The 25,332-nt window shown below is 71.1% G+C and carries 21 protein-coding genes and 1 pseudogene; 6 read left to right on the forward strand and 16 right to left on the reverse strand.

The features are described from left to right. Window positions 1–352: 352 nt before the first annotated feature. Window positions 353–994 carry a tetratricopeptide repeat protein gene (locus ACZ7P3_RS36475; protein ID WP_472088355.1) on the reverse strand — a complete coding sequence of 214 codons (642 nt, stop codon included), beginning with the start codon at window positions 992–994 and terminating at the stop codon, window positions 353–355. A gap of 328 nt (window positions 995–1,322) precedes the next feature. On the opposite strand from ACZ7P3_RS36475, the gene ACZ7P3_RS36480 reads away from it, so the two are divergent. Next, window positions 1,323–2,885 carry a hypothetical protein gene (locus tag ACZ7P3_RS36480; protein WP_472088357.1) on the forward strand — a complete coding sequence of 521 codons (1,563 nt, stop codon included), beginning with the start codon at window positions 1,323–1,325 and terminating at the stop codon, window positions 2,883–2,885. Between the two features lie 70 nt (window positions 2,886–2,955). Here the strand turns inward: ACZ7P3_RS36480 and ACZ7P3_RS36485 are convergent, their stop codons facing one another. Further along, window positions 2,956–4,173, reverse strand: coding sequence for a polysaccharide deacetylase family protein (locus tag ACZ7P3_RS36485; protein ID WP_472088358.1), 1,218 nt, complete (start codon window positions 4,171–4,173; stop codon window positions 2,956–2,958). 302 nt (window positions 4,174–4,475) lie between these two features. Further along, a complete protein-coding gene (locus ACZ7P3_RS36490; RefSeq protein WP_472088360.1) occupies window positions 4,476–5,450 on the reverse strand; it encodes a LysR family transcriptional regulator in 975 nt (324 codons plus the stop codon). Window positions 5,451–5,635: 185 nt separating this feature from the next. Between ACZ7P3_RS36490 and snpA the strand changes: the two genes are divergently transcribed. From snpA to ACZ7P3_RS36510, 4 genes are all read left to right on the forward strand, one after another. Next, window positions 5,636–6,319 carry a snapalysin gene (snpA, locus tag ACZ7P3_RS36495; protein ID WP_472088361.1) on the forward strand — a complete coding sequence of 228 codons (684 nt, stop codon included), beginning with the start codon at window positions 5,636–5,638 and terminating at the stop codon, window positions 6,317–6,319. A 281-nt stretch (window positions 6,320–6,600) separates the two neighbouring features. Continuing rightward, window positions 6,601–7,326, forward strand: a complete 726-nt coding sequence (locus ACZ7P3_RS36500) for a TetR/AcrR family transcriptional regulator (protein ID WP_472088363.1) — start codon at window positions 6,601–6,603, stop codon at window positions 7,324–7,326. A 94-nt stretch (window positions 7,327–7,420) separates the two neighbouring features. Next, on the forward strand, window positions 7,421–8,092 hold the full coding sequence (locus ACZ7P3_RS36505) for an enoyl-CoA hydratase-related protein (protein WP_472088364.1): 672 nt from the start codon (window positions 7,421–7,423) through the stop codon (window positions 8,090–8,092). 67 nt (window positions 8,093–8,159) lie between these two features. Beyond that, window positions 8,160–8,615, forward strand: coding sequence for a PaaI family thioesterase (locus tag ACZ7P3_RS36510; protein ID WP_472088366.1), 456 nt, complete (start codon window positions 8,160–8,162; stop codon window positions 8,613–8,615). Window positions 8,616–8,864: 249 nt separating this feature from the next. On the opposite strand, the gene ACZ7P3_RS36515 is transcribed toward ACZ7P3_RS36510, so the two are convergent. The 13 genes and pseudogenes from ACZ7P3_RS36515 to ACZ7P3_RS36575 form a co-directional block, all read right to left on the reverse strand. Beyond that, window positions 8,865–9,629, reverse strand: coding sequence for an enoyl-CoA hydratase/isomerase family protein (locus ACZ7P3_RS36515; RefSeq protein WP_472088367.1), 765 nt, complete (start codon window positions 9,627–9,629; stop codon window positions 8,865–8,867). After that, on the reverse strand, window positions 9,626–10,897 hold the full coding sequence (locus ACZ7P3_RS36520; RefSeq protein WP_472088369.1) for a cytochrome P450: 1,272 nt from the start codon (window positions 10,895–10,897) through the stop codon (window positions 9,626–9,628). Before ACZ7P3_RS36520 ends, ACZ7P3_RS36515 begins: the two co-directional genes overlap by 4 nt. A gap of 70 nt (window positions 10,898–10,967) precedes the next feature. Then, a complete protein-coding gene (locus ACZ7P3_RS36525) occupies window positions 10,968–12,332 on the reverse strand; it encodes a cytochrome P450 family protein (protein ID WP_472088370.1) in 1,365 nt (454 codons plus the stop codon). A gap of 13 nt (window positions 12,333–12,345) precedes the next feature. Then, window positions 12,346–12,906 carry a GTP-binding protein gene (locus ACZ7P3_RS36530; protein ID WP_472088372.1) on the reverse strand — a complete coding sequence of 187 codons (561 nt, stop codon included), beginning with the start codon at window positions 12,904–12,906 and terminating at the stop codon, window positions 12,346–12,348. Between the two features lie 3 nt (window positions 12,907–12,909). After that, window positions 12,910–13,293 carry a DUF742 domain-containing protein gene (locus ACZ7P3_RS36535; protein WP_472088374.1) on the reverse strand — a complete coding sequence of 128 codons (384 nt, stop codon included), beginning with the start codon at window positions 13,291–13,293 and terminating at the stop codon, window positions 12,910–12,912. Further along, a complete protein-coding gene (locus ACZ7P3_RS36540; RefSeq protein WP_472088376.1) occupies window positions 13,290–14,135 on the reverse strand; it encodes a roadblock/LC7 domain-containing protein in 846 nt (281 codons plus the stop codon). The genes ACZ7P3_RS36535 and ACZ7P3_RS36540 overlap by 4 nt, the downstream gene beginning before the upstream one ends. Next, the gene (locus ACZ7P3_RS36545; protein ID WP_472088377.1) at window positions 14,132–15,313 is read right to left on the reverse strand and encodes an ATP-binding protein; all 1,182 of its coding nucleotides are present in this window, start codon (window positions 15,311–15,313) and stop codon (window positions 14,132–14,134) included. Before ACZ7P3_RS36545 ends, ACZ7P3_RS36540 begins: the two co-directional genes overlap by 4 nt. 320 nt (window positions 15,314–15,633) lie before the next feature. Then, complete coding sequence (locus ACZ7P3_RS36550; RefSeq protein WP_472088378.1) at window positions 15,634–16,482, reverse strand: DMT family transporter; 849 nt, start codon at window positions 16,480–16,482, stop codon at window positions 15,634–15,636. A gap of 98 nt (window positions 16,483–16,580) precedes the next feature. Further along, window positions 16,581–17,260: pseudogene (locus ACZ7P3_RS36555) on the reverse strand (ABC transporter permease); the annotation flags it as partial. 52 nt (window positions 17,261–17,312) lie between these two features. Then, window positions 17,313–17,921, reverse strand: a complete 609-nt coding sequence (locus tag ACZ7P3_RS36560; protein WP_472088379.1) for a flavin reductase family protein — start codon at window positions 17,919–17,921, stop codon at window positions 17,313–17,315. Between the two features lie 122 nt (window positions 17,922–18,043). Beyond that, complete coding sequence (locus ACZ7P3_RS36565; protein ID WP_472088380.1) at window positions 18,044–18,724, reverse strand: DUF6215 domain-containing protein; 681 nt, start codon at window positions 18,722–18,724, stop codon at window positions 18,044–18,046. Between the two features lie 82 nt (window positions 18,725–18,806). Further along, on the reverse strand, window positions 18,807–20,285 hold the full coding sequence (locus tag ACZ7P3_RS36570) for a glutamate-cysteine ligase family protein (RefSeq protein ID WP_472088382.1): 1,479 nt from the start codon (window positions 20,283–20,285) through the stop codon (window positions 18,807–18,809). Window positions 20,286–20,378: 93 nt separating this feature from the next. Next, window positions 20,379–22,445, reverse strand: a complete 2,067-nt coding sequence (locus tag ACZ7P3_RS36575) for a SpoIIE family protein phosphatase (RefSeq protein WP_472088383.1) — start codon at window positions 22,443–22,445, stop codon at window positions 20,379–20,381. A gap of 283 nt (window positions 22,446–22,728) precedes the next feature. On the opposite strand from ACZ7P3_RS36575, the gene ACZ7P3_RS36580 reads away from it, so the two are divergent. Then, window positions 22,729–25,191 (forward strand): SpoIIE family protein phosphatase, encoded by a 2,463-nt coding sequence (locus ACZ7P3_RS36580; protein WP_472088385.1) that lies wholly within the window; start codon window positions 22,729–22,731, stop codon window positions 25,189–25,191. Window positions 25,192–25,332 lie beyond the last annotated feature (141 nt).

Below are 25,332 nucleotides of genomic sequence, written 5' to 3' on the forward strand. Positions count from 1 at the left end.
CAGGGTCATGGGCTCTGGGGGATTGCCCCCTCACGACGGTGAGCCGCGGGCCGTGAGCCGTGAGCCGCGGGCCGCGGGCCGTGAGCCGTGAGCCATGAGCCATGAGCCGAGGGCCGTGAGTCGCGGAGGAGATCACCTGCTCATGACCGGGGGCTCTGAGCGTTGGCCATGGGGGAGATCACCCCTGTACAGCGCGGCAACGGTCCCCACGGAGATCGATCACGGCTCGCCGCAGACGTCCGAGGAGTCACGCTCAGGATGAGCGGTTCCGATGTGCCCAGTGCCCAGTGCCCAGTGCATGGTGTTCAGCGCACGGTGCCCGGTGATCGAAGCGGCGCGCGCGACCTCGTGGTCAGATCTCGGCGCGGGCCCGGTCGACCCACCCCAAGACGCCCTTGGCACCGCACTGTTCGGCGACGGCTTGCGCCTCGTCGAAGTATCCGAGGGCCGCCGCGCGGTCGCCGGTCTCGGCGGACGGGTAGCCGAGCGCCACCAGGCCCGCCGCCTCGCCGGGCATGAACCCGATCTCCCGACGCAGCGTCACCGACTCGGTGAGCCGCTCGCGGGCCTGATCGAATCGCCCGGCCTCCCGCTCGGCGAAGCCGATGTGGCGTGCCGCGTACGACATCGTCATACGGTCTCCGACGGACTGTGCCAGCGTGTACGACTTCTCGAAGTACGGCCTGCCGGTGGCGCTGTCGTCGCGCACGACCTGGTGCCAGCAGCCGATCCAGAACCGCGCCTCGGCCTCGCCTGCCACATCGTTCAGGCGGTGATACAGCTCGGCCGCGCGCTCGAACAGTGCCACCTCCTGCGCGTTCTCCTGGCGGTCGTCGAGGAAACGTGTGTGCAGCACCTTCCCGCGTTCCAGCGCGAGCGGGGCCTCGACCGCGTCCAGCGCCTGATCGGCCTCGATCAGCGCGGACGCATCCCCGCCGAACATCGCCGACTCGTAGAGCTCCCGTGCCCGTTGGATCCGGTCCTGTTCCCGCATGGCCCGCCCCTCCTGCCGTTGGATCCATCCACGGGAGCGTAACGACCCGACTGCCGCGCGGCACCCGGGATTTCACCGGGGCCGTCCCCGGCCGGCGCCGGGTGCATCCCAGCGGATGCCTCCTGTCCGCGGGCGCGGCCGACGGCCGTCCGCCGTGTCCGGCGCATCCCCGGCGACAAGGCATGGGCGGGGGCCCGCGGCCGGCCTGGAGGTCCTCGGCGCGGACCGGTGACCGCTGTGCCGGAAACTCTCTGTCGGCTGCGCTCCACCGCCCCTTACACTGCCGATCCGCAGTGTTTACGGGGGCAGTTGACGGGGGGAGCCCACCATGTCCGCAGATCAGTACGGCCCGAATCCGGGATTCGCCGTTCCACCGATGCCGGCGGCGCCGCCGCCCGCGCCGCCGGACGCGCTGCGGGCAGCCGCCGTCGCGTTGCTCAACCTGAGCGGTCTCGGGCTGGGCTACGCGCTCGTGCGAAGACGGGTCCTGATGGCGGTCTGCTGGGTGGCGACCGCCGTTCTGCTGTTCGTCGCCCTGCCCGCAGACGCCGACGGAGTACCGGGCGCCGCACTCGGCCTCTACGGCGTGTTCCTGCTGCTCGCCGCCGTGCACGGCGCGATCGTCGGCCTGCGCTCCCGGCTCACCTGGCCGGGCAGGGCACCCCTCGCCCTCGTGCTCGGCGTGCTGCTGCTCGCCGTACCGGCGGCGGGCGCCGTGTGGTACGACGACGCGCACGAGGAGGCCGTGCAGCAGGCGCTCCTCGGCCGCCTCGAAAAGGCCGACGAGCTGGTGACGGCGGCCGGCCGGGACCGCTTCGAGACCGCCCAGCCGGACTACCGTGAGGCCCTGGACGTCTACCGCGACCTCGTGGTCAACCACTCCGGCTCCCGCGCCGCCGAGCGGGTGCCCGACCGTATGCGGACCTACTACACCACCGTCGGCGCGGCCTACGGCCACAAGGAGTACTGCGACGCCGTCAAGCCGCTCAAGTACCTGCGCACGGTGCCCCGCACGATGCCGAAGAAGCAGCTCGGTTCGCTGACCCAGTGGCCCGACGACCGGCTCGCGACCTCGCTGTACGAGTGCGGCGCGGCCGGTCTGGCGGGCGGCCAGGACGACTGGGTCACGCACTTCGGCGACCTGCTGAGCACCTTTCCGCAGTCGGGGTCCGCGGCCAAGGTCGCACCCGCTGTGGACGCGGCGGTGAAGAGTGCCGAGAAGGACGTGAACGGCAGCCGGCCCTGCACCGCGGTAGAGCAGCTGCGTGGTCTGAACACCCGGATCACCGACCTGTCGGGGACGGCCGCGAGTGCGTCCGACGCCCTGGTGAAGTCCGCCGACCGTGCCGGCCGGAGCGGCGACGCGGGGGAGTACGCCTGCGGGGTCCAGCAGTACAAGGACGGCGACTTCGACGCGGCCCAGAAGACCATGGAGCAGTACGGCACGGACAACAAGAACGGCAGGAACCGGGAGCGCGCCAAGAAGATCGCCATCGGTGCCGAGGTGGCCCAGACCCTGCCGGCCGCCGGGAAGAAGCTGCCCACCACCGCCTCCGGCGGCAGCATCTCCGTCACGGTCAAGAACGACAGCCCCGACGACGTCACCGTCCTCTACACCGGCCCGGTCACCGGCAGCTTCACCCTCAAGGGGTGCGGCAGTTGCAAGTCGTACACTTTCGCCGACACGCTCAGGATCGGGTTCAAGCCCTGCAGCAGCGGCAAGAACTACCCGCAGCGCACGCTCAGCCTCCCCGTCGGCACCACGTACTTCGTGCACCAGCCGCACGGCGGCAGCACCGCGACGCCCGCCTCGGACACGGCCAAGCTCCGGTCCGGGTACGTCTACACGGAGTGCGCGTACACGACACAGACGCTGGGATCCACTTCCTGACGGTGCGTGGCGAGCGGCGGTCCGGTGAAGGACACCGGGTCGCAGCCGGGGAGCGGGCCCATCAGGGCGATCAGGACGACTGCGCGGAGCGCAGGAACGCGGACCAGCCGCCCTCCGGCCTCTCGCCGACCTGCAGGCTGCGCAGCTTCCTGAGCACCGCGGGGTCCTGGGCGTCGAGCCAGTCGACGAACTGCCGGAAGGAGACCAGGCGTACGTCCTTCCAGTAGGTGATCCGCCTGAGGGCTTCCTCCGCGGCGTCCATGTAGATGCCGCCGTTCCACTCCTCGAAGTGGTTGCCGATGAAGAGCGGTGCGCGGTTCGTCTCGTACGCCCGGTGGAACCCGGCCATGTACGACTCCGTCGCCTGGACGCGCCAGTCGGGGTGGTTGTACGAGGGTGCCCGGGTCGAGTTCCCCGACTGGTTCGCCAGCATGTTGTAGTCCATGGACAGCACCTCGAAGCGGTGCCCCGGGAAGGGGATGCCCTGCAGCGGCAGATCCCAGATGCCACCTCTCCTGCGCGGCCAGCGCTGCACTCCGCCCGGTGAGGACGCGTCGTAGCGCCAGCCCAGATTGCGGGCGACGGGCAGCAGGTTCCGCTGCCCGAGCAGGCACGGTGTGCGCCCGCCCACGAGTTCCCGGTCGTAGTCGAAGGGCAGGGAAGGATGGTCGTGCCAGCCCGTGTGGGTGCGCCACGACGTGACGAACGACCGGGCCTGCTCGATCTCCGCATGCCACTGCGCCGGACTCCAGTGGGCCACCGATCCCGGGCCGGCGCAGAAGTGCCCGTTGAAGTGGGTTCCGATCTCATGTCCGTCGAGCCATGCCTGGTGGACGTACTTCAGCGTCTCCTTGATGTGAGCGTCGGTGAGGTAGCCGATGTCGGAGGCGCCCACCGGGTTCTGCGGCGGCCGGTACAGCCGCTTCTTGTCCTCCGGCAGCAGGTAGAGACCGGAGAGGAAGAACGTCATGTGCGCGTCGTGCGCGCGTGCCAGTTCCAGGAACCGCGGGAACAGGCCCTTGCCCAGCTCGCCGGCGCCGTCCCAGGAGAAGACCACGAACTGAGGCGGGTCCTGGCCCGGATCCAGGGGCTCGGGGGAGGGCGGCTGATGCGGCTGCTCCCCGGTGTACGAGGTCGAACCGTCACCGATGATCTTCGGCTGGTCTCTGCCCGCGAGCGGGCCGCCCAGCCCGTCGAGCGCTCCGCACCCGGTCAGCGAAGCGCCCGCGACGCCGAGACAGGCGCGGAGGCCGAGTCGTGCCGCGTCCCTGCGGCTGATTCCACTCATCGGCATCCCAACCCGCGCCGTCACCGGACGCGCCGTGCGCCCCCGTGCGGTCGTCACCACCCCTGGCACCGTAGAGCCGATAAGCCTACGAATAGGTAATTTGGGGCGGCGTGGCGCGAAAGAGGCGGCGGTGCCGGTCCCGCCGCCGTCCGGACCGTGTGCCGCAGCCCGGTGCGCGTCGCCCGGACCGCGCCGGGAGTGCCGGACCGGATGGACCGGACGGACCGGACGGACTGGATGGGCCGGACGGTCTGGATGGGCAGGATGGGCCGAACGGATCCGCCGGCCCGGGCCCCGGCTCCTCAGGCCCGCACCACACGAAGCGCCGGCGTCGGCGCCGGTCGCCCGGTCTCCCTGCGCTCCAGCCACTCCTGATACGCCGGCGCCTGGCGGGCCACCTCCCAGTAGGCCTCCTCCAGTTCGCAGGACCCGTTGCCCAGTTCCGCCGCGGTGCGGGCCGCCAGCAGCAGCCGCACCCCTATCGGGTCGCCCTGCAGGGGGCGGATCGCGAGGTCGGGGCGTGGGCGCGCGGTCGGCTGGCTGACCGTGACCACCTCGCCGATGGCGGCCAGGGAGTAGGCGGTGAGGTAGTCGCCGTGCAGCAGGTCGGGTTCGATCCCGGCCTTGCGCAGCACGCGGGACAGACCGTCCCACTCGCCGTCGACCGTGGAGTCGACCATCCACCGGTCGTCGGCGAGGTCGGTCAGACGCACCTCGGGCCGCGCGGCCGCGGGGTGGTCGGCGGCCAGGGTGACGAACTGCGGTTCGCGCTCCACGAGGACCCGCAGGCACAGACCGGCCGGGATGCGCAGCGGACTGCCCTCGACCTCGTGCACGAAGGCCAGGTCGAGACGGCCCTCGGCGACCATGCGCAGCAGGGCGTTCGCGGACGCGTCCATCTGGAGGGTGGGCTCGGCCGGCGGTACCCGGGAGCGCAGCCGGCGCAGCCAGCCCGGCAGTGCCCGGCTGGCCGTGGCGCCGATGCGGAGCTGGGGACCGCCCGCGGCACGGGCGGCCGCCGCCCTCGTCTCGGCGACGATCGCGGCGAGCTCGGCGACGAGCGGCCTGGCACGGCTCACCACGATGTGACCCAGCGGAGTGGGACGGCTGCCGGTGCGGCTCCGGGTGAAGAGCCGGCCGCCCAACGCCTGCTCGATCCGGCGCAGTTGGGTGCTCAACGAGGGCTGGGCCATGCCGAGTTCGCGTGCGGCACGGTGCAGACTGCCGGCATCGGCGATGGCGCAGAGAATGCGCAAGTGCCTGACCTCGAGCTCCATGCGGGGAGCGTAAGGGCGTGGCTGAAGTGGCGCCAGATGTTCAAACACCAACAGAACCAGCCGGGTTGCCGGTGATAGCCCCGCGCCATCCCCAGTTGCCATCATCCGCCCGGCCGTTGGACTGGCCGAGACTCATGGGCAACCGATCGTTCACCACCCCACACGAACGAGTAGGAGCCCCCCACATGACGTCCAACCGTACGTCCTCCATGCCCGCGAAGGCCTCCGGGAGACTGCTGGCGCTCGGCCTGGGCCTGGCATTCGCGGCCCTGGGAACCGCGATCCCGGCGAGCGCGCAGGCCGGCGACTCCCCCGCCGCGCCCCGCGCCCGGTACGCGGGCTCGGCCGAAGGGACCGCGAACAACAAGGCGTTCTTCGAGGCCGTTCTCACCTCGGTCGCCAAGAAGCAGGCGGCCCACCCCGGCCTGCGGTCGGTGACCGTCTACTACGACGCCTCCCAGGCGCCGAGCTTCCGCTCGCAGATATCGAGCGCCGCGTCGATCTGGAACAGCTCCGTCTCGAACGTCAAGCTGCAGGCGTCCTCGGGCGGCGCCGACTTCGCCTACTACGAGGGCAGCGACCCCCAGGGGTCCTACGCCTCCACGGACGGCCACGGCAACGGCTACATCTTCCTCGACTACGCGCAGAACCAGCAGTACGACTCGGTCCGCGTCGCCGCCCACGAGACCGGCCATGTGCTGGGGCTGCCGGACCACTACAGCGGTCCGTGCAGCGAGCTGATGTCGGGCGGCGGCCCCGGCCCGTCCTGCACCAACCGCTACCCGAACGCGGCCGAACGCGCCCGCGTCAACCAGCTGTGGGCCAACGGCCTGGCCAAGGCCCTCGGCAAGCTCACCAAGGTGCACTGACCGATGTGCACCGATCGAGATGCACTGACAACTGATCGAGGTGCACTGACCGACGTCGGCTGACCAAGGGGCCGTCGGCCGTCCGGCCGGCGGCTGGCCGGCCGACCGGGAACCGCCCGTCTTTCCCTCGGGGCGGGCCGTGCCACCGGCGCACGGCTCGCCCCTTGCATGTTCTATGCCATACAGCATAGATTACTCACCGGTAATCACCGGTACGCCGCCTTCCCCGACGCGGGCGGGAGACGTACGAGCCCCACAGGTAGGTGCCGGGAGGTGCAGGGATGAGCCCGCGCAGGAGCGACAGCCGGGAGCGGATGATCAGCAGCGCCGCCGCGCTGCTGGCGGAGCAGGGAGCCGGCGCGACGAGCATCGACCGCGTGCTGGCCCACAGCGGTGCCCCGCGCGGCTCGGTCTACCACCACTTCCCCGACGGACGGGCCCAGCTGATCGACGAGGCGGTGGCCTTCGCCGGTGACTTCATGGCGGCCCGGATCGCCGCCGTGGCGCGCGCCGGAGATCCGGTGGCGGCGATCGACGCCTTCTTCGCCCTGTGGCGGGACCGCCTGGCCGCCAGCGGGTTCCGGGCGGGGTGCCCCGTCGTGGCCGCCGCGGTGGCGGCCGACGCGGAGGGGCCCCGGTGGGCGGACTCCGCCGCCGCGGCCTTCGCGCGCTGGCAGGAGACCTTCTGCGACCTGCTCGTGGCCGGCGGTCTGCCGCAACCGCGAGGCCGACGGCTCGCGGCCTTCATCATCGGCGCGATCGAGGGCGCGGTGGTGATGTGCCGGGCCGAACGAAGCCTCGCCCCCCTGGACGCGGCCGCTGCCGAGATCCACGGCGTGCTGGTCCACGCCCTGCCCGACCGGCGGGAGCCGGCGCCGGCGCCGGAGACCGGCCGCGGCGAGACCCGTGGCCCTGAGGCCCCAGGTGCCGAGGTCCCAGGTCCCGAGATCCCGGGCTCTGCGGCCCTCGGTCCCGAGGTCCCAGGTCCTGAGACCCCCAGGCCCTGAGGTCCCAGGCCCTGAGACCCCCCGGCCCTGAGTTCCGCCTTCCGCGCCCACCGCCCCGAGCGTTCTCCCGCTCCGCTCACCCGAAGGAGTCGTCATGCCCGTACTCGACCGTCAGGACAGTGTCTTCGTACTGGACCTCGGGTCCGGGGAGAACCGTTTCCATCCCGACTGGATCGCCTTCGTCGACGAGGCCCTGGACCAGGTGGAGAAGGCGGCGGGGCCCCGGGCGCTGGTCACGGCGGCGACCGGGAAGTTCTACTCCAACGGCCTGGACCTCGACTGGCTCCTCGCCCACGCCGAGCGGCACCACGACTACGTCGTCTCGGTGCACGCGCTGTTCGCCCGGCTGCTGTCCCTGCCGGTGCCCACCGTGGCCGCGTTGCAGGGGCACACGTTCGCGGCGGGCGCGATGCTGTCCCTGGCGCACGATGTCCGGGTGATGCGGGCCGACCGGGGCTTCTGGTCCCTGCCGGAGGTCGACATCAGCATTCCGTTCTCGCCGGCCATGTCCGCGCTGATCCAGAGCCGGCTCACCCCGCCGGTCGCCCATGAGGCCATGACCACCGCCCGTCGTTACGGCGGCCACGACGCGCTCGCCGCCGCCATCGTGGACCGCGCGGTCGACGAGGACGCCGTTCGGGCCACGGCCGTCGAACTCGCCGCAGCCCAGGCATCCAGGGCCGGCGAGACCCTGGGCACCATCAAGTCGCGTATGTACGCGCCCGTCCTGACCCTCCTGCGGGGCGCGGCCAACCCCCTCGGCTGACCGTCCGTTCCGCCCGGCGTCCCACGGCGCCCGGCCCACCTCACCGGCACGACAGCAAGGAACAGACATGACCACCACCGACTCCGCGGCGCTCTCCGGGCTCGAACTCATGCGCTGGATCCAGCGGGAACGCCCCGCCGAGATCCCCTCCATCGGCCGGCTGCTCGGCATGCGCTTCGACGAGGTCGACCACGGCCGTGTCGTCGTCTCCCTCGACACCCGCCCGGACTTCTCCAACCCCCTCGGCACCGTGCACGGCGGCATCGCCGCCACTCTGCTCGACTCCGCCATGGGCTGCGCGGTGCACACCACGCTCCCTGCCGGAGTCGGCTACACCACCCTGGAACTCAAGGTGAACTACATCCGCGCGGCCCGCACCGAGGGGCAGACCCTGATCGCCGAAGGCAGCGTCGTCCACGCGGGCCGTCGTACCGCCACCGCCGAGGGCAAGGTCCTGGACGAACGGGGCAGGCTCATCGCCCACGCCACCACGACGTGCCTGATCCTCGGCCCTGACGCCTGACGCCTGACGCCTGACGCCTGACGCCTGACGCCTGACGCCCGAGGACGCCCGAGGACGCCACCGGGGACGCGTCCGACGCCGGCGGCCCTGCCGCCGCGGTCGTCGAAGGCATCGAAGACCGCGTCCGGAGCCGTGTCGATCTCGATCGTGGACGTCGCTTGACGCCACCGCACGGGCGAACGCCCGCCAAGGCAAGATGACTTGGCGGGCGTTCGGTGACCGGGGCCGGCGGCGTCGGCCGCTCGGCGGTCACTTGAGCTGTGCGGTGAGCAGATGCGCGTCGAGCAGGGCGACGTCGGAGGTGCGGGCGGCCCGCGAGTAGCCCGCGAACATGCGCTTGGTGAGGGTGATGGCTTCGGGCGAGCGCCGGACGAGCGGTCTGATCCAGGCGTCGACGGCCGCGTCCAGCTCGCCGAGGGGCACGACCTTGTGCAGGAGACCGAGGCGGTGGGCGGTGTCCGCGTCGAAGGTCTCACAGGTGAGCATGAGTTCACGGATCCTGGCGGCCCCGCCCTCGACGATCAGGCGGCCCATTCCGCCGCCCCATGCGGGTGCAAGGCCGACCCCGACCTCGGGCATGCGGAACCGGCAGGTGTCGGCCCCCGCGCGCAGGTCGCAGAAGGAGGCGAGGGCGAGGCCGGCGCCGATGACCTTTCCGTGGAGCCTGGCGATGGTGACCGCGTGGGTGTTCTCCAGCGCGTCGCAGACGCGGTACGCCTTGTCCACGATGCGGCGCAGGGCGGCCCCGCCGGGGTCCTCGGCCAGCGCCGCCTGGTACTCGCCCCGGTCGGCGCCGAGGCAGAAGTCGTCGCCGTTGGCCGACAGCACCAGGATCCGGATGCCGGGGCGGTCATGGAGGCTGTGCAGCAGGTCGGCGAGATCGTCGAGGGCGGCGACGGTGAGCGTGCTGTCCTGCGCCGCCGGGTTGAGCCGGACCCGCAGGACCGGTCCGTCCTGCACGGCGGACAGCGCTTTGCAGGGGAGGTGGGGGGAGGTGTCGATCAGGTGCGTCATGAGAGGGCGACGTCCAGGTTCAGCAGGCGTCGGAAGGCCACACGCGGTGCCCACGACGGCCGGCGGACGAGGGTGAGGCGGGGGAAACGTCTCACCAGCTGATGAAGGAGGGTCTGGGCCTCCAGACGGGCCAGGGGTGCGCCGAGGCAGTAGTGGATGCCTCCGCTGAAGGCGAGGTGCGCCGGCTTGCGGTGCAGGTTGAACAACTCGGGTTCCTCGTGCCGGGCCGGGTCGCGATGGGCCGCCCCCACCATGAGGTGGACCATTTCGTCCTTGGCGACCTCGACCCCGCCCAGGACGCAGTCCCGGGCGGAGACACGGCTGATCACATGCGTGGGCGGGTCGTAGCGCAACGATTCTTCTATGGCGGCCGGCACCAGCTCGGGGTGGACGGTGAGCCACTCCCACTGCCGGGGGTGTTCCAGCAGCAGCAGGGTCATCGTCGACAGCAGTGTGGACGTGGTCTCCAGCGCCGCCAGCAGGACGAACAGCGCCAGGAAGTAGACCGCTTCGTCGGCCTTGTCACGGTCGCCCTCCATGGCGTCCCAGACGGTGATCCACCGCGACACGGGATCATCGCCGGGACGGGCGCGCCGCTCGCGCACCAGGCCCATGAAGTAGCTCCGCAGTTCCGCCGTGGCCGCGTCGGACTGCGCCAGCTGGCTGGCCGAGGGGAGCAGTTCCTGGGTGAAGACCTGGTCGTGGGTCAGCTCCCGCAGGCGGGCGAAGTCGGCGGCCGGCAGGCCGAGCCAGTGCCCGATGGCGGCGACCGGCAGCTCCTCGCCGACCAGGGCGTTGAAGTCCGCCTCGCCCTCGTGGAGCTGCTCGGCCAGCGAGTCGAGCAGCCTGCCGGTGATCTGCTCCACCGTCCCGCGGAGCTGCCCCAGCGAGGTGCGGTCGAACATGCCGGCCGAGCGGCGCACCAGGGTGTGGTCCGGGGCGTTGAGCGAGGGCAGCGTTCTGCTCATCTCGCGCGAGGAGGCGGCCGTCCAGCGGGTGCCGTCTCCCTGCTCCTCGCGCCAGCGCGCGTCGGGTTCCAGCCAGTCGCGACTGCGAAGGACCTGATCACACAGGCCGAAACCGGTGACCAGTTGGCCTCCCCAGGGAGCTGCGGCGACTCCGCCCCGCGACCGAAGCTCCGTGTAGATGGGGAAGGGGTTGGCCTGGCCCTTCGCCGTCCGAAGACGGGAGAAGAGCGAGACCGCAAAGCGTCTGTCGGTGGGCGGAGTTATCGCTGTCACCACGATGGCTCCTCTTGATCTATGCATCAGCCGCCATGCATACCCCCCGGTTGATTGACACATACAAGATGACTGTTCCCGTGGAGAGTTGCCTAGGTCACTCTCCTCTGGTCCATGCCAGGAACCGGCTGAAGAGTCCCGGCTTGGGCTTGGACGCGCCCGTCGGCGACGGCTGCGGGACGGGGCCCGGGACCCGGTGCGGGACGGGCGCGGCGGCCTGTGGCGCCGGTGCCGGAGCGGGCGTCGGCGCCACGGTGCGGGGCGTGAACCGGACCGGCAGGGTCACCAGGGAACGGCTCCAGGGAGCGGGCACCCAGCTCAGGTCCTTGAACGGCACCCGGACTTCGATGTCCGGCAGCCGGTTCAGGAGGGTCTCCACGGCCGTGACGGCGATCACGAACGCCGGGTCCTTGGCGGGACAGGCGTGCGGCCCGGCCCCGAAGGACAGATGGGCCTTGGCGCTGAGCTGCTCGCGGTGCTCCGCCAGCCGGGGATCGGTGTTGGCGCCCGCGAAGGAGATGACCACCGGGTTGTTCGCCCCGAGGATCCGGCCCCCCAGCTCCACGTCGTGAGTGGGGTAGTGGGCCGCGTAGTTGGCGATCGGCGCGTAGTTCCACAGAACCTGAGTGACCGCGTCCTCGACTGGCAGGCCGGCCTGCCAGTCCTCGCCGAGCATCAGGGCGCTGCCGGTGCCGATCGTCGCCGACAGGGGAGCGGTGCCCCCGGACAGCAGCGTGACGAGCTGGTGCAGCATCTCCTCGTCGGTCAGACCCGCGGAGTGCTCCATCAGGCGGGTCGTCAAGTCGTGGGCGGGGCGGCGCCGTTTGAGCGCGATCAGTTCGGCGAGGGCCTCGCCCAGCACCTGGTCGGCGCCGGCCGTGCCGTCGAAGATGCCGCTGATTCCCACGATGACCCGGTCACCGATCTCGGGCGGGCACCCGAACAGGTCGCTGAAGACCAGCAGCGGCAGCGGCAACGCGTACTCGGCCATCAGCTCGGCCTGGCCGAGGCGGTCGGAACTGAACCGGCTGATCAGGTAGTCGGCGGACTGCTGGGTCTGACGCACCAGCTGAAGCTCGTTCACGGTGGCCAGACTGTCGGTGACGGCCTGGCGCAGCCTGGCGTGCGCAGCTCCGTCGCTGAACAGTGCGTTGGGCCGGTACCCCATCATGGGCAGGGCAGGGCTGTCCTCGGGGACGCGTCCCTCGTTCAGCGCCTTCCAGCGCCGCGAGTCCCTGACGAACGAGGCGGGGTTCTGCAGGATGTACAGGGCGGCGTCGTAGCTGGTGACCAGCTCGACCTCCACCCCGGGGGCGATGTCGACCGGCGCACTCGGACCGAGGCTGCGCAGGTGTTCGTAGTGGCCGTCGGGATCGGAGCCGAACTGGGGGCCGTAGAGCGGGATGTTGCCGTGCGCGGGGCAGCCGGGGGGTGGCCCTTGTATGCCGGGACGCTGCTGCATGTGGGGGTGGCTCCTAGTCGAGTAGGGACAGTAGGTGGTGGACGAGGGTGATGAGGGCCTGCGCCGACGACTGCTGGTCCCGTACGTCGCAGGAGATGACGGGCGTGCGGTCGGACAGGTTCAGCGCCTCGCGGATCTCCGCGAGCGGGTAGTCGATCGTGCCGTCGAAGTGGTTGACGCCGATGGCGTAGGTCAGGCCGAACCGCTCGACCAGGTCCAGGACCGGGAAGGACTCGGACAGCCGCTCCGGGTCGACGAGGACCAGCGCGCCCAGCGCCCCCCGGGACAGCTCCTCCCACATCTCCTTGAAGCGCTCCTGACCGGGTGTGCCGAACAGGTAGAGCACGACCTCGTCGCTGATGGTCAGCCGGCCGAAGTCCATGGCGACCGTCGTGGTGGTCTTGTCCGGGGTTCCCGACAGGTCGTCAAATCCCACGCTGGCTTCGGTGATCTCCTCTTCGGTCCGCAGGGGCTCGATCTCGGAGATGCTGCCGATACACGTGGTCTTCCCGACCCCGAAGTGCCCGACCACGAGGATCTTGACCGCGGTCAGGACACCTGAATCCAGGTACACGAATCACGCTCCGAATCGGGCTTTGAGGCCGTCGAGCACGGCGTTGAGCACTTCTCGATCTACACGTTCGGCGCGGGGAACGGGCTTCCTCGCGATGATGAGACCGCCTTCCTCCATCTGCGCCAGGAGAATCCGGACGATGCCCAACGGCAGATGGGTGTGGGCGGCCACTTCGGCGACGGACAGAAAGCCGTCGGTGACCAGCTCCAGAACCTGACGCGCCTCCGGGGAAAGCGTGCGGGCCGAGGAGGCGGCGCCCTCCTGCGCGGACACCAGGGTCGTGCGCTCGTAGGCATTGTCCGGGGGCAGGGAACGCCCGTTCGTGATCACGAAGAGCGGGACTAATGCGGAGGTCAGCTCCAGTTCTTGATCCGGCCCGTCATTCACGTGCGGCTCGCCTCCCCGCGTGGTGCGGTATATGCGCTCAGCCTCGGTACCACCTGATGCAGACGGGTGGTGAACTCCTCGATATCGGCATCGTGTTCGGCGGCCGCGGCAAGGAACGCACCGCGTCCCGCGGAGATCAGGAAGATCCATCCGTGCTGGAACTCGATCACCGTCTGCTGCCAGCGGGCGTCCTGGTGCACGCCGGCGAACTGCGAGGTGGCCCGGCTGTAGGCGTGAATCCCCGTCATGGCCGCCGAGATGGTGTCCGCCAGATCCTGGCTCATGCCCGTGGTGGCGCCGCGGGGCAGGCCGTCGGAGCCCAACAGGACGGCGTGGCGGGCGCCTTGCACCTCACCGACCACCTTGTCGAGGTCGGCGATCGGGATGCCCGTGCCGTCCGCCGCCCCGCTCTGCGTCCGCGCCTCGCCCGGCCGCCCGTCCGCACCCTCCCCGGCCACTCTCGGCGGCGAGGTGAGGTTGTTGCCGAGCCGGGCGACGAGCCGGTGCATGCGGAAGGAGATCTGCTGCATGTCGACGTCGGGCGCCGCGGCGGCGGCCAGATACGCGCCCTGACCGGCCCCGATCAGGAAGATCCAGCCGTGCGAGAACTCGATGATCGTCTGGTTCCACTGCCTGTCCCCACCCGGCCCGGCGAAGTGGGAGGTCGCCCGGCTGAGCGACTGCATCCCCGCCATGGCGGCGGAGATGGTCCGCACGTCCTGCTGGGCCATGCCGTCGGTCGCACCGCGGGGAAGGCCGTCCGCGGACAGCAGGACGGCATGGCGCGCCCTCGGCACGTTCTGCACGATGTCCTCGAGCATCCACGACAGGTCTGTGGTCATGCCTCATCGGACCCTTCGGACGGCGCCGACGCGAGGTTGCGGCCCGAGAGCGTGCCGCGCTGGAACGCTCCGAGGCTGCGGCCCGCGGCGCGGCCGGGATCCTCCGAGGCTGCGGCGGGCGGCGCCGTGGTGGCCTGGTCGGGAACGCTGGCGATGGGCACCTGACGGGCTCCCCGGCGCGGCAGGCCGTGCGCGGTACGGGCCACCGGCTCCGATCGGCCGACGCTGCCCCGAATGCCGCTGACCTGGGTGTTCTCGGCCGGTGCCGTCTCCTCTTCGGTCCACAGCTCGGCCGGCAGCAGAACGACCGCCCGTACGCCGCCGTAACGGGACACGCCGGTCACGTCCACCCGGAATCCGTACTGCTGCGCGAGCAGGCCGATGACGGGGAAACCGAACTTGGGCTGGTTTCCGAGGTGGGAAAGCCGGGGGTGGTAGTCACCGGACAGCAGGGCGGACGCCTTCTGCCGTTCCTCGTCGTTCATACCGACACCGGCGTCGTCGATGACGATGCACAGGTTCTTCTGCACCCGCTGGAAAGTGACCTCGATGGGTGAACCCTGCTGAGAGAAACTGGCCGCATTGTCGAGAAGCTCGGCGACCGCCAGGGCGACCGGAGAAACGGCCGAGGCCTTCAATGCAAAACCGGTCTGCTGCATGATTTCGACACGCCGGAAGTTACGAATCTGGCTCTGTGCGCTCCGCACCACGTCATAAACGCTCGCCGGCCTGTTGCGTCGGCCCAGCGGTGCACCGCACATAACCGCAATTCCCTGCGCCTTGCGGGCCATCTGAGCATTGGCGTGACTGACTTCCAGCAAATCACTCAGAACGGAATGACCACCGTATTTGCGCTGAATTTCTTCAAGCAGTGCCAACTGCTCCGCGGCGAGGCTCTGCAGAAAGCGTGCGGAGCCCTTGAGAACGGCCTTGGTACTGTCTTCCGCCGCCTCTTCGGCTTCTTGGATGGTCTTGGCGTGCTCGGCCTGGTGCCGCTGCAACTCCGCTCTTAAGGCGGCAAGTTGACTGTCGGCCTCGCTCGCCCTCTGTGTCAGGGCGGCCTCGGCCTGCTGCTTCTTCGCCGCGATGGCCTGGTTGCGGCGACGGAGCACCAGGGCCGCGGCCACGGCGATCGCCGTCACCGCAACCAGGCACCAAACGAGTGCGTCTCGAATCATGGAAACCTTTCCTATGTGTAGTCTGCAGCCGTCGGCGGACGAACCTCGTGGGAATCCGTGGCGCAACCGCCCGGAACGCCTCGGCCGCCGTCGCGCTGAGAACCAGGTCGTTCTCAAAAACGACCGAGCCGAGTGGACCAAGGTCGCAGACGCGGGGATGCTATCACTCACATAGGGGAACCATCGCAACGCGGAGCGTCCTATGCGGGGCCGGTATACACCGTCTGTTCACGTGCAAGTTATTGAATGAGAGACCGCCGTGGCCGGTGCGGCGGAGCTATTTATTCGGCATGTGCCGGACTCATTGCTCTTTGTCGGACTTACGTCATGGCGATGCGCTGCACGGCCCGGCTCAGCACCAGCACACCCACCACGATCAGCGTGGCACCGCACGCCTCGGGCAGCAGCCACCAGCCCGTGCGGATGCGCTCGTCGAACAGGGTCATGCCCAGGGCCAGGCTGACCATCGCGTCGCCGATGGTGAGCGCGGGCTGCGCGGCGGCCAGCGGACCGGCCTGCAGCGCGTTCTCCAGCAGAAGCACGGAGGCGGCACCGGCCAGCGCGAAGCCGTATGTCTGCCAGGAGCGCAGGAAGGCCGGCAAGCCCTGGTCGGCGAAGGTCCCCGAGGCCGACTTCAGCATCGCCGCGGTCATGGCGTTGCCCGTCGCGGAGGCCGCCGCCAGCAGCGCGGCCCGGCGCGCCCCCCGGTGCCCCCGGCAGGCCAGCAGCACGGCTGCGGTCATCCCGCCGAGGCACAGCCCGAGCGCCGGGATCCACCGGTACAGCGGCGCCTGGCTGGTGGCTCCGTGCGGGGCGGCGGAGGCGAGCAGGACGGCCAGGCCCGCCACCACGCCGCCCACACCCCACCAGCCCGAGCGGGGCAGCCGACGGTGCATCAGCGGGCCGGCGACCAGCAGCGCGAACGGAAGCTCCAGGATGAACAGCGGCTGGACCAGCGCGAGCGGCCCGTTGACCAGGGCCAGGCTCTGGAACACCGCGGCACCGATCACCCCGGCCATGCCGATCACCCAGGCGGGGCGGCGGATCAGCTCTCCGAGGAGCCGTACCCCGGTCCGCCGGCTCGTGGACGCCGCCTTGCGCTGGAAGGCGGTCCCCACGGCGTTGCTCGCCGCTCCCGTGACGGCGAACAGCGCGGCCAGTTCGATCACGACCCTCTCCTGCCTGCGGGCACACCTCCCGAGCGGGCCTCGGCACCCTCAGCCTACGAAAGCCCTGGCCGTGACGCCGGTGGACAAGCCGGTGCGGCTCACACCCGGCTCGACGTCGCCGTGTCCGCCGCCAGGCGCTGGGCCACGTAGAGGGGGACGACCGACAGCAGGACGAGGACGGCGGCCACGACGTTCACCACGGGCCCTTGCTGGGGCCGGGTCATGTTGCCGAGAAGGTGAACACGGAGCCGGCGGCCGGCGACGGCAACATCATGGGCAGCACCTCCGAGCGGAGGGTGCGCCCGGCCTTCGCGCCGAGATCGGCGGAGGCGTCGAGCAGCGTGGCCGGGAGCTGTTCGAGGGCTGTGTGGATCGGCAGGATCACGTACGGCAGCCACAGGTATGTCAGGGTGAGGACGACGGCGGGCAGACCGAAGCCCGGGCCGCCCGGGCCGAGGGGCGCGAGCAGCCAGTCGGCGAGGCCGCCCCGGGAGAGGATGAGCCGCCAGGCGTACACCTTCACGAGACAGCCGGCCCACAGCGGGGTGAGGATCGCCACCACGAGCAGCGGCCGCCACCTCGGGCGGGCCACCCGCGCGGTGTAGAAGGCGACAGGGAAGGCGATCACGGCGCACAGCACGGTCACAGCGAATGCCACCGTGACGCTGCGCAGAATCAGCTGGCGGAAGACGGGGGTTGTGAACAGGTCGTGAAAGTTGTCGCTCGACCAGACCTGCACCACCTGGGAGGTGAAGGAGTTCGTCGTCCAGAACGCTGATCCCGCCCGGCGCGATACCGGCAGTCGGCGCACGGCCTCGCCGGTGGGCCGCTCAGTCGCGGGGCCAGTCGCGGTACGGTGTGCGCGCCGCCTCCCGCACCTCACCGATCGTGCTCCACTCGTTCCCGCCCAGCCTGGCCAGCGGGCGCAGCAGTCCGATGTCCGGCCGGCCGTCCACCAGCACCTCCGCGCTCACGGCCGCGTGGACGACATGGCCGAAAACCACCGTCGAGTTGCCGAGCCGCAGTGTCGAGTGGAGCGTGCACTCCAGCGCGACCGGAGAGGCGGCCACGCGCGGCGGCCGGACCCGCAGTGACGCCTCGCGCCCGACACCCACCGCGTCGAACTCGCCCTCGTCACGGGGAAAGTCGGTCGCGGTCGCGTTGACCTGGGCGAAGAGCGGCTCGGGAGCGAAGTTGACGACGAATTCACCCGTGTCCTCGACGTTGCGCAGCGAGTCCTTGCGGCCGACGGAGGTGAACTGGACGATGGGCGGAGCGGTGCAGGAGACGGTGAAGAACGAGTGCGGCGCGAGGTTGGCCGTCTCGCCGTCCGCGGCGAGGGTCGAGACCCAGGCGATCGGCCGGGGCACGACCACGGCGGTGAGCAGCTGGTAGAACGACCTCGGATCCACGGATGCCGGTGAGTAGTCGACGCGCATGGCAGCACGCTATGCGGGACGGCCGGTGATCGTCCAAGCACTTCCCGAAGAGCCGGCGCGGCGGCACGGTGGCCGCGGTGCGGTGTGCCGGCGGTGGGCGGTGCGGTGCCCCGGGCGGGCCGTCAGCCGGCGGTCCAGCCGGGGACGGTGGGCAGGACCTGCTCGGCCACCCGGAACAGTGCCGTGTCGTCGGGAGGTATGTCGTCCTGGCGCCAGACGGCGACCTCGAACGAGCGGCCGCCGTCCTTCGGATCGGCGGCGACCAGCAGATGCCGGGCGATGCCCCCGGTGCCCGTGCCGACCTTGCCGCCGCCGAGGCTGAAGTCGAGGGCGATGGTGTGGTCCGAGTAGAGCACGGCGGGGTGACCGAGGACCGTCCTCGGCTCCGCCGACCCGCCGAGGAACCCGGACATCTCACCGATCCGCACACCGTCGTCCGACGCCCACAGCTTCACGGAGTACGTCTTCAACGAGACCTCCGCCTGGGGCGAGGGGGTCTTGACGCCGTAGGCGTCCTCGAACGAACTCTCGGACGCGTCGGCGGTCTCGGCCCGTTCCCGCGGTGTCCCGAGAAGCGCGGGCAGGTCCGGTCGGTTCAGTGCCGTGCACAGCCGTGCCGCGGACACAGGTCCGCCGGCAGCCCTGTGACGGTCGCCGGAACAGGTGGCCGCTCCACGCTCCGAGGACCCCTGCAGTTCCTTCTGCGCCCACAGGACGCCCACCACCCCCGCGAACACCATCACCGCCGCGACCGCCTGTACCCCCGGTCTCGCGGCCTTCTCCGACGCGGAATCGTCGACCATGCCCCCACCTCTGCTGCTCCCCCGGCAAATGCCCCGGGAGCCTATCCGGTGATCGTCCGGCTCGGCATCCGGGAACGCACGGTCAGTCGACCGGCCATGTGTGCACCGGCGCGTTGAGGTGCATGTAGTCGATGTACAGCTGCGTCATCCGCCGCAGGGACTCGTGCCGGCCGACCCGGGCGGTGGTCTCCAGACGGTGGACCATCTCCTTCTGCCACACGGCCCCGTTGCGCGCGGTGACACAACGCTGCTCGATGATGCCGAGCAGCGGCTCCCGCCAGGCCGCGTCCATCCCGGAGTGCTCGAGGCCGCGGTGCGCCAGCGGCAGCAGCCGCCGCAGGACGAGCTCGGGCACCGGCACCTCGCCCATGCCCGGCCAGTACAGCCCCGCCTCGATGCCGTGCCGTGCCGCGGTGTGCAGGTTCTCCTCGGCCGCGGCGAACGACATCCGCGACCACACCGGCCGGTCCTCCTCGACCAGGGCGCGGGTGAGCCCGTAGTAGAAGGCGCCGTTGGCGAGGGTGTCGGCGACGGTCGGTCCGGCGGGCAGCACCCGGTTCTCCACCCGGACGTGTGGCCGGTCCTGGGCGACGGCGTACACCGGCCGGTTCCAGCGGTAGATCGTGCCGTTGTGCAGAGTGAGTTCGGAGAGCTCGGGGATGTCGCCGCGGTCCAGCGTCTCCGCGGGGTCCTGCGCGTCGCACAGGGGCAGCAGCGCCGGGAAGTAGCGCAGGTTCTCCTCGAAGAGGTCGAAGACGCTGTTGATCCACCGCTCGCCGAACCACACCCGGGGCCGTACCCCCTGGATCTTGATCTCTTCCGGGCGGGTGTCGGTCGCCTGCTCGAACAGCGGGACGCGAGTCTCGTGCCACAGCTCCTTGCCGAACAGGAACGGCGAGTTGGCCGACAGCGCGACCTGGATCCCGGCGATGGCCTGTGCCGCGTTCCAGTAAGGGGCGAAGTTCTCCGGGGAGACCTGAAGGTGGAACTGGGTGCTGGTGCAGGCGGCCTCCGGAGTGATCGTGTCCGCGTAGGTCCGCAGCCGGTCGACCCCGTCCACCTCGATCCGCAGGTCCTCGCCCCGGGCCGCGAAGACCTGGTCGTTGAGCAGCCGGTAGCGCGGATTCTCCGACAGCGTCTCCTCGCCGATGTCCTCCTGCTGCAGGGTGGGCAGAATGCCGATCATGACCAGCCGCGCGCCCACCGACCCGGCCCGCTCGTCGGCGTGGTTCAGCGCCGAGCGGATCTCGGACTCCCAGGCGTCGGGGCCGCCCGCCGTCAGCCGCCGGGGCGGGACGTTGATCTCGAGGTTGAACCGGCCCAGTTCCGTCGACCACGCGGGATCCGCGATGGCCTCCAGCACATCGCTGTTGCGCATCGCCGGCTCGGCCTCGTCGTCGACCAGGTTCAGCTCGATCTCCAGCCCGACCTGCGGCCGTTCGGCCTCGAACTGCGACTCGCGCAGCATCTGCGCGAACGCGTCGAGGCACTCCTGCATCTTGATCCGGTACCGGCGGCGGTCCTCGCGGGTGAAGACGAGCGCCGGGACGTCTCGCCCCATCGGCCCTCCTGGGTTCCGCTCCTCGGACACCTCTCCACCCAGCGTCGCACCGACCGGCGGACCCCACCAAGCGGATGGCGGAGAGCCGACGGCCTACAGGGCCCGGGCGACGAGCAGGGCCACGTCGTCGTGGTCGTCGGGATGGCGCAGACCGTTCAGCAGCAGGTCGCAGGTCTCCTCCAGTGGCCGGCGGGGCTCGTCGAGGAACCCGAGGAGGACGTTCAGACGGTCGTCGATGGGGTGCTGCCGGGTCTCCACGAGGCCGTCGGTGTAGAAGACCAGCAGGTCGCCGGAGCGCAGATCGGTCGTCGTGGTCTCGAACGGGACGCCGCCGACGCCGAGCGGCGCCGCGGCGGGCAGGTCCAGGAACGACGGTGACCGGCCGGGCCGCGAGAGGGCGGGCGGCATGTGTCCCGCGTTGGCGATGGTGCATTGTCGCGTGCGGGGGTCGTAGACCGCGTACAGGCAGGTGACGATGTAGTGCTCCAGATCGCAGGTGATCTTGTCGAGGTGCTGGAGCACCGCACCGGGGGCGAGGTTCAGGTCCGCGTAGGCACAGGTGGCGGTGCGCAGCCGGCCCATGGTGGCGGCCGCGTCGATGCCGTTGCCCATGACGTCGCCCACCACCAGGGCGGTCTTGTCGTCGGCGAGCGGGATGACGTCGTACCAGTCGCCCCCGACCTCACTGGTGGCCTGGGCGGGCTGGTAGCGGGAGGCGAGTTCCAGACCCGTGTGATGCGGCGAGTGGTCGGGCAGCAGGCTGCGCTGGAGCGTGAGCGCGGTGTTGCGCACGCTCTGGAACCAGCGGGCGTTGTCGATGGCCACTGCGGCGCGGCCGGCCAGCTCGCCGGCCAGGACCACGTCGTCGTCGTCGAACGGCTGCGGATTGCGGGTGCGTTTGAGGTCGAGGGCGCCGAGCACCTCGCCGTGGGCGATCAGCGGCACGGCGAGATAGGAGTGCACGCCGGCCCGGGCCAGGAGCGCGCCGGCCTCGGCGTTGCGTGCGATGCGTGACAGGTCCCGGTCGCCGACGTGCCGGACGAGGACCGGCCGGCCGGTGTGGACGCACAGGGTGACCAGGCGGTCCCCGTCGTAGGCCGCGAGGTCACCTGGCGGGTCGGCGGCGCGCAGCGCCACGGTCGGGTGGGCCGCCTTGAGGGCGAGAGCGCGGAACAGCTCCGGCCCGTTGTCCGGGCGCCGCACCCGGCGGCAGGCCAGCGCGGAGTCGAGCACGTCGACCGCGACCACGTCCGCGAGCACGGGCGTGCAGATGTCGGCCAGTTCGTGCGCGGTCTGCTCCACCTCCAGCGTGGTGCCGACGCGGGCGGAGGCCTCGGCGATGAGGGCCAGGCGGCGCCGGGCCCGGTCGGCCTCGGCGGCCGCGTGGTGCCGCTCGGTGACGTCTACGACGGAGGCGGCCGCGCCCAGCACCCGCCCGCCCGGGTCCTCCAGCCGGTAGAAGGACAGCGACCAGGCGTGGTCGTGGTCGGGGTCGGCCGGCGGACGGCCCACGTGGTACTGGTCGAGGAGGGGCATGCCGGTGGTGAGCACCTGACGCAGCGCGGACTCCACGGTGTCCACGTCGGGGAAGGGCAGCGTCTCCCGCAGATGACGGCCGATGTGGTCCTCGGCGGGAGTGCCGTCGATCCGCTCCAGCGCCGGATTGACCAGGAGGTAGCGCAGGTCGGGGTCCAAGAGGGCCAGGCCGATGGGCGACTGGTTGATCAGCCGCTCGCACAGGGCCAGATCGGTCTCGACACGCTGGAGCAGCGTGTGGTCGGCCGCGATGCCGAGCGCATACACGTCGCCCCGGTCGTCCAGCAGCCGCATCGTACGGAATTCCGTCAGACGGCTGCTGCCGTCCTTGTGCCGGACCGGGAAGGCGCCGGCCCAGCCGCGGCCGGTCTCCAGCACCTCGGTGAACAGACTCACCACGGCCTGCAGATGCTCGGGGTGGATGAGCAGCCGGACCGCGTGCTTGCCGAGCACGTCCTCTGCGGTGTAGCCGAACAACTCCTCGGCCTGCGGGCTCCAGAAGACGATGCACCCGCGGGTGTCCAGCGCCACCGCGGCCACGCTGAGCACATCCAGCAGTCCGGTCGGCCGGGGCCGCCCGGCGCTGGGCTCGCCGCCCTCGATGCGGAAGGAACCCACTGCCATCCGAGATCCACCTCCACCGGCCGGTCGGCCGGCCTTGCGGGCACGACCGCGCCCGAGCGCCGATGACCGGTACGTCCTTCGTGCTGCCGCCGATGACCGGTACCTCCTCCATGCTGCCCCCGGCGTTCCGTCCGGCCCAACCCGAGGAGGGCCTCGGCCAGGGCACGTCCCGTCGCCCGGCCTCTGTGCATCGGGCGGACCCGGCCCCTGTGCATCGGGTGGACCCGGCCCGTGCGCATCGGGCGGACAAGCAGGACCATGGTGGAGACAGAGGATGGAACGGATGGAATCAGGGCGAAACGGCGCCGAGGCCACCGCGTCCGTCGGGCCGGGTGATCTCTTCGACGCGTCCACGGACGCGACGGCGGTGGTCTCGGCGGACGGTGTCGTGGTCGGCTGGACCCGGGCCGCCGAGGTGCTGCTCGGCCACCGCGCACGAGAGGTCGTCGGCCGCTCCGCCGCGCGTCTGCTCGCCGTGCCCGGGGACCCGGCACGCGCCGCCGGCATCGCGCAGCGGTGCCGCGCGGGGATGGGCTGGAGCGGACTCGTCCCCGTCCGGCACCGGGACGGCCGCCGCGTCGACATCGATCTCCGGGTCTCGGCCTCCTTCCGGATCGGCGAGACGGAGTGCTTTCTGCTCTCGGTCCGGGAGCGGCGGCGGCAGTGGACGGTGGGCCAGTCCGTCCTGGACGGGTTCCTGACCCGTTCGCCGGTCGGTATGGCCGTGATGGATCTGGAGCTGCGCTACGTATGGCTGAACGACACGCTGGAACGGTTCGGCGGTGTGCCCCGGGACCAGCGGCTGGGACACCGGCTGAGCGAGGTGCTGCCCGGCCTGGAGGCGGAGACCATCGAGGGGCTGATGCGCAAGGTACTGGCGACGGGGGAGCCGGTGACCGACTACGAGTATCTGGGGTGGAGCTGGGCCGATCCGCACCGCCGGCACGCCTACTCCACCTCCTTCTTCCCGCTGGTGGACGGCGCCGACACCCTCACCGGGGTCTGCTACATGGTCCAGGACGTCACCGAGCGGTGGTCGGCCCGCCAGCTCCTGTCACTGGTCAACGAGGCGGGCACCAGCGTCGGCACGACCCTCGACGTGATGCGCACGGCCCAGGAACTGGCCGACTTCGCGGTCCCCCGCTTCGCGGACTTCGTCGTTGTCGACCTCCTGGAGCACGTGCTCAGCACCGAAGGCCACGGAACCTGGCTGACCGACGCGGGCCCGGCGCCCGCGCGGCCGGCGATGCGCCGCGCGGGTCTGCAGTCGGTGCGCGAGGGCTGCCCGGAGGCGGTGGCGCGGGTCGGCGAGCAAGTGGACTTCCTGCCCCCGCCCGGCGACCCGAACATGCTGATCAGCGGAGATCCGGTCCTGATCCCGGTCCTCGACCCGGCCGACGAGCTCTGGGTGACCGAACAGCCCGCGCGGGCGGCCCGCATGCGTGAATTCGGTGTCCACTCCCTCATCTCCGTGCCGATGCGGGCGCGGAACACGGCACTGGGCCTCACCACGTTCGCGCGCTCGCTCAATCCGGTCTCGTTCGGCCCCGACGACGTCCTGCTGGCCCACGAACTGGTGGCGCGGGCGGCGGTGTGCGTGGACAATGCCCGCCGGTACACCCGGGAGCACACCGCGGCTGTCACCCTGCAGCGCAGCCTGCTGCCGCAAGCCCTGACCGGTGGAACGGCGTTGGAGGTGGCCTCCTCCTACCTCCCGGCGGACGCGAGCGGCGGGGTCGGCGGCGACTGGTTCGATGTGATCCCCCTGTCCGGCGCCCGCGTGGGCCTCGTCGTCGGGGACGTGGTGGGCCACGGCATCTCCGCCGCGGCGAGCATGGGCCGGCTGCGTACGGCGGTGCAGACCCTCGCCGCCATGGAGATGCCCCCCGACGACCTGCTCGCCCACCTCGACGACCTCGTGCTGCGGCTGAGCGACGAGGAGACCGGCCGCGACGCGGCCACCGCCAGTACGGCGACCTTCATCGGCGCGACCTGCCTCTACGCCGTCTACGACCCGGTCACCCGGCGGTGCACGATGGCCCGGGCCGGACACCCGCCGCCCGTCGTCGTCACCCCGGACGGACACGCCTGCTTCCCCGAGATTCCGGCCGGCCCCCCGCTCGGTCTCGGCGGCATGGCCTTCGAGGTCACCGAGATGGAGCTGGCCGAGAACAGCCTCATCGGTCTCTACACCAACGGCCTGATCGAGGGAGTCGACCAGGACGTCGAGTCGGGCATGGCCCGGCTCGGCGAGGTGCTGGCCCGCACCGCGACGGACCTCGGCGCCCTGTGCACCTCCGCCGTGCACCAGTTGGTGCCGGCGCCGCAGCCCGACGACATCGCCCTGCTGCTGGCACGCGCGCACGCCCTGCGAGCGGACCAGGTGGCCTCGTGGGAGGTGCCCGCCGAGCCGGCCGCCGTCGCGCATGCCCGGGCCGAGGCCACCCGCCGGCTGGCGGACTGGGGCCTCGGGGAACTGGCCGTGACGACGGAACTCATCGTCAGTGAACTGGTCACCAACGCGATCCGCTACGCCGAACCGCCCATCCGGCTACGGCTGCTCCGCGATGCGCGGCTGACCTGTGAAGTCGCCGACGCGAGCAGCACCGCCCCCCGCCTGAGGCACGCCCGCAGCACGGACGAGGGGGGCCGCGGCCTGTTCCTGGTGGCCCAGCTCGCCCACCACTGGGGTGCCCGTTACACGGCCGAAGGAAAGATCATCTGGGCCGAGCAGGAGATCCCGTAATGCCTTGCACGGGCCGTGACCGCGGGCCGCAGGAGCAGTTCCCGACCGACCGACCGACCGACCGACCGACCGACCGACCGACCGACCGACCGACCGACCGACCGACCGACCGACCGACCGACCGACCGACCGACCGACCGA

Source organism: Streptomyces sp. NPDC107581, assembly GCF_055657175.1.

Excerpts from the sequence above, each read along its gene's own strand:
- ACZ7P3_RS36545 (WP_472088377.1), bottom strand. The coding sequence starts at position 15,313 with ATGATTCGAGACGCACTCGTTTGGTGCCTGGTTGCGGTGACGGCGATC.
- ACZ7P3_RS36500 (WP_472088363.1), top strand. The coding sequence starts at position 6,601 with ATGAGCCCGCGCAGGAGCGACAGCCGGGAGCGGATGATCAGCAGCGCC.
- ACZ7P3_RS36490 (WP_472088360.1), bottom strand. The coding sequence starts at position 5,450 with ATGGAGCTCGAGGTCAGGCACTTGCGCATTCTCTGCGCCATCGCCGAT.
- ACZ7P3_RS36515 (WP_472088367.1), bottom strand. The coding sequence starts at position 9,629 with ATGACGCACCTGATCGACACCTCCCCCCACCTCCCCTGCAAAGCGCTG.
- ACZ7P3_RS36525 (WP_472088370.1), bottom strand. The coding sequence starts at position 12,332 with ATGCAGCAGCGTCCCGGCATACAAGGGCCACCCCCCGGCTGCCCCGCG.
- ACZ7P3_RS36560 (WP_472088379.1), bottom strand. The coding sequence starts at position 17,921 with ATGCGCGTCGACTACTCACCGGCATCCGTGGATCCGAGGTCGTTCTAC.
- ACZ7P3_RS36480 (WP_472088357.1), top strand. The coding sequence starts at position 1,323 with ATGTCCGCAGATCAGTACGGCCCGAATCCGGGATTCGCCGTTCCACCG.
- snpA (WP_472088361.1), top strand. The coding sequence starts at position 5,636 with ATGACGTCCAACCGTACGTCCTCCATGCCCGCGAAGGCCTCCGGGAGA.
- ACZ7P3_RS36510 (WP_472088366.1), top strand. The coding sequence starts at position 8,160 with ATGACCACCACCGACTCCGCGGCGCTCTCCGGGCTCGAACTCATGCGC.
- ACZ7P3_RS36540 (WP_472088376.1), bottom strand. The coding sequence starts at position 14,135 with ATGACCACAGACCTGTCGTGGATGCTCGAGGACATCGTGCAGAACGTG.
- ACZ7P3_RS36570 (WP_472088382.1), bottom strand. The coding sequence starts at position 20,285 with ATGGGGCGAGACGTCCCGGCGCTCGTCTTCACCCGCGAGGACCGCCGC.
- ACZ7P3_RS36485 (WP_472088358.1), bottom strand. The coding sequence starts at position 4,173 with ATGAGTGGAATCAGCCGCAGGGACGCGGCACGACTCGGCCTCCGCGCC.
- ACZ7P3_RS36575 (WP_472088383.1), bottom strand. The coding sequence starts at position 22,445 with ATGGCAGTGGGTTCCTTCCGCATCGAGGGCGGCGAGCCCAGCGCCGGG.
- ACZ7P3_RS36565 (WP_472088380.1), bottom strand. The coding sequence starts at position 18,724 with ATGGTCGACGATTCCGCGTCGGAGAAGGCCGCGAGACCGGGGGTACAG.
- ACZ7P3_RS36580 (WP_472088385.1), top strand. The coding sequence starts at position 22,729 with ATGGAATCAGGGCGAAACGGCGCCGAGGCCACCGCGTCCGTCGGGCCG.
- ACZ7P3_RS36520 (WP_472088369.1), bottom strand. The coding sequence starts at position 10,897 with ATGCATAGATCAAGAGGAGCCATCGTGGTGACAGCGATAACTCCGCCC.
- ACZ7P3_RS36475 (WP_472088355.1), bottom strand. The coding sequence starts at position 994 with ATGCGGGAACAGGACCGGATCCAACGGGCACGGGAGCTCTACGAGTCG.
- ACZ7P3_RS36505 (WP_472088364.1), top strand. The coding sequence starts at position 7,421 with ATGCCCGTACTCGACCGTCAGGACAGTGTCTTCGTACTGGACCTCGGG.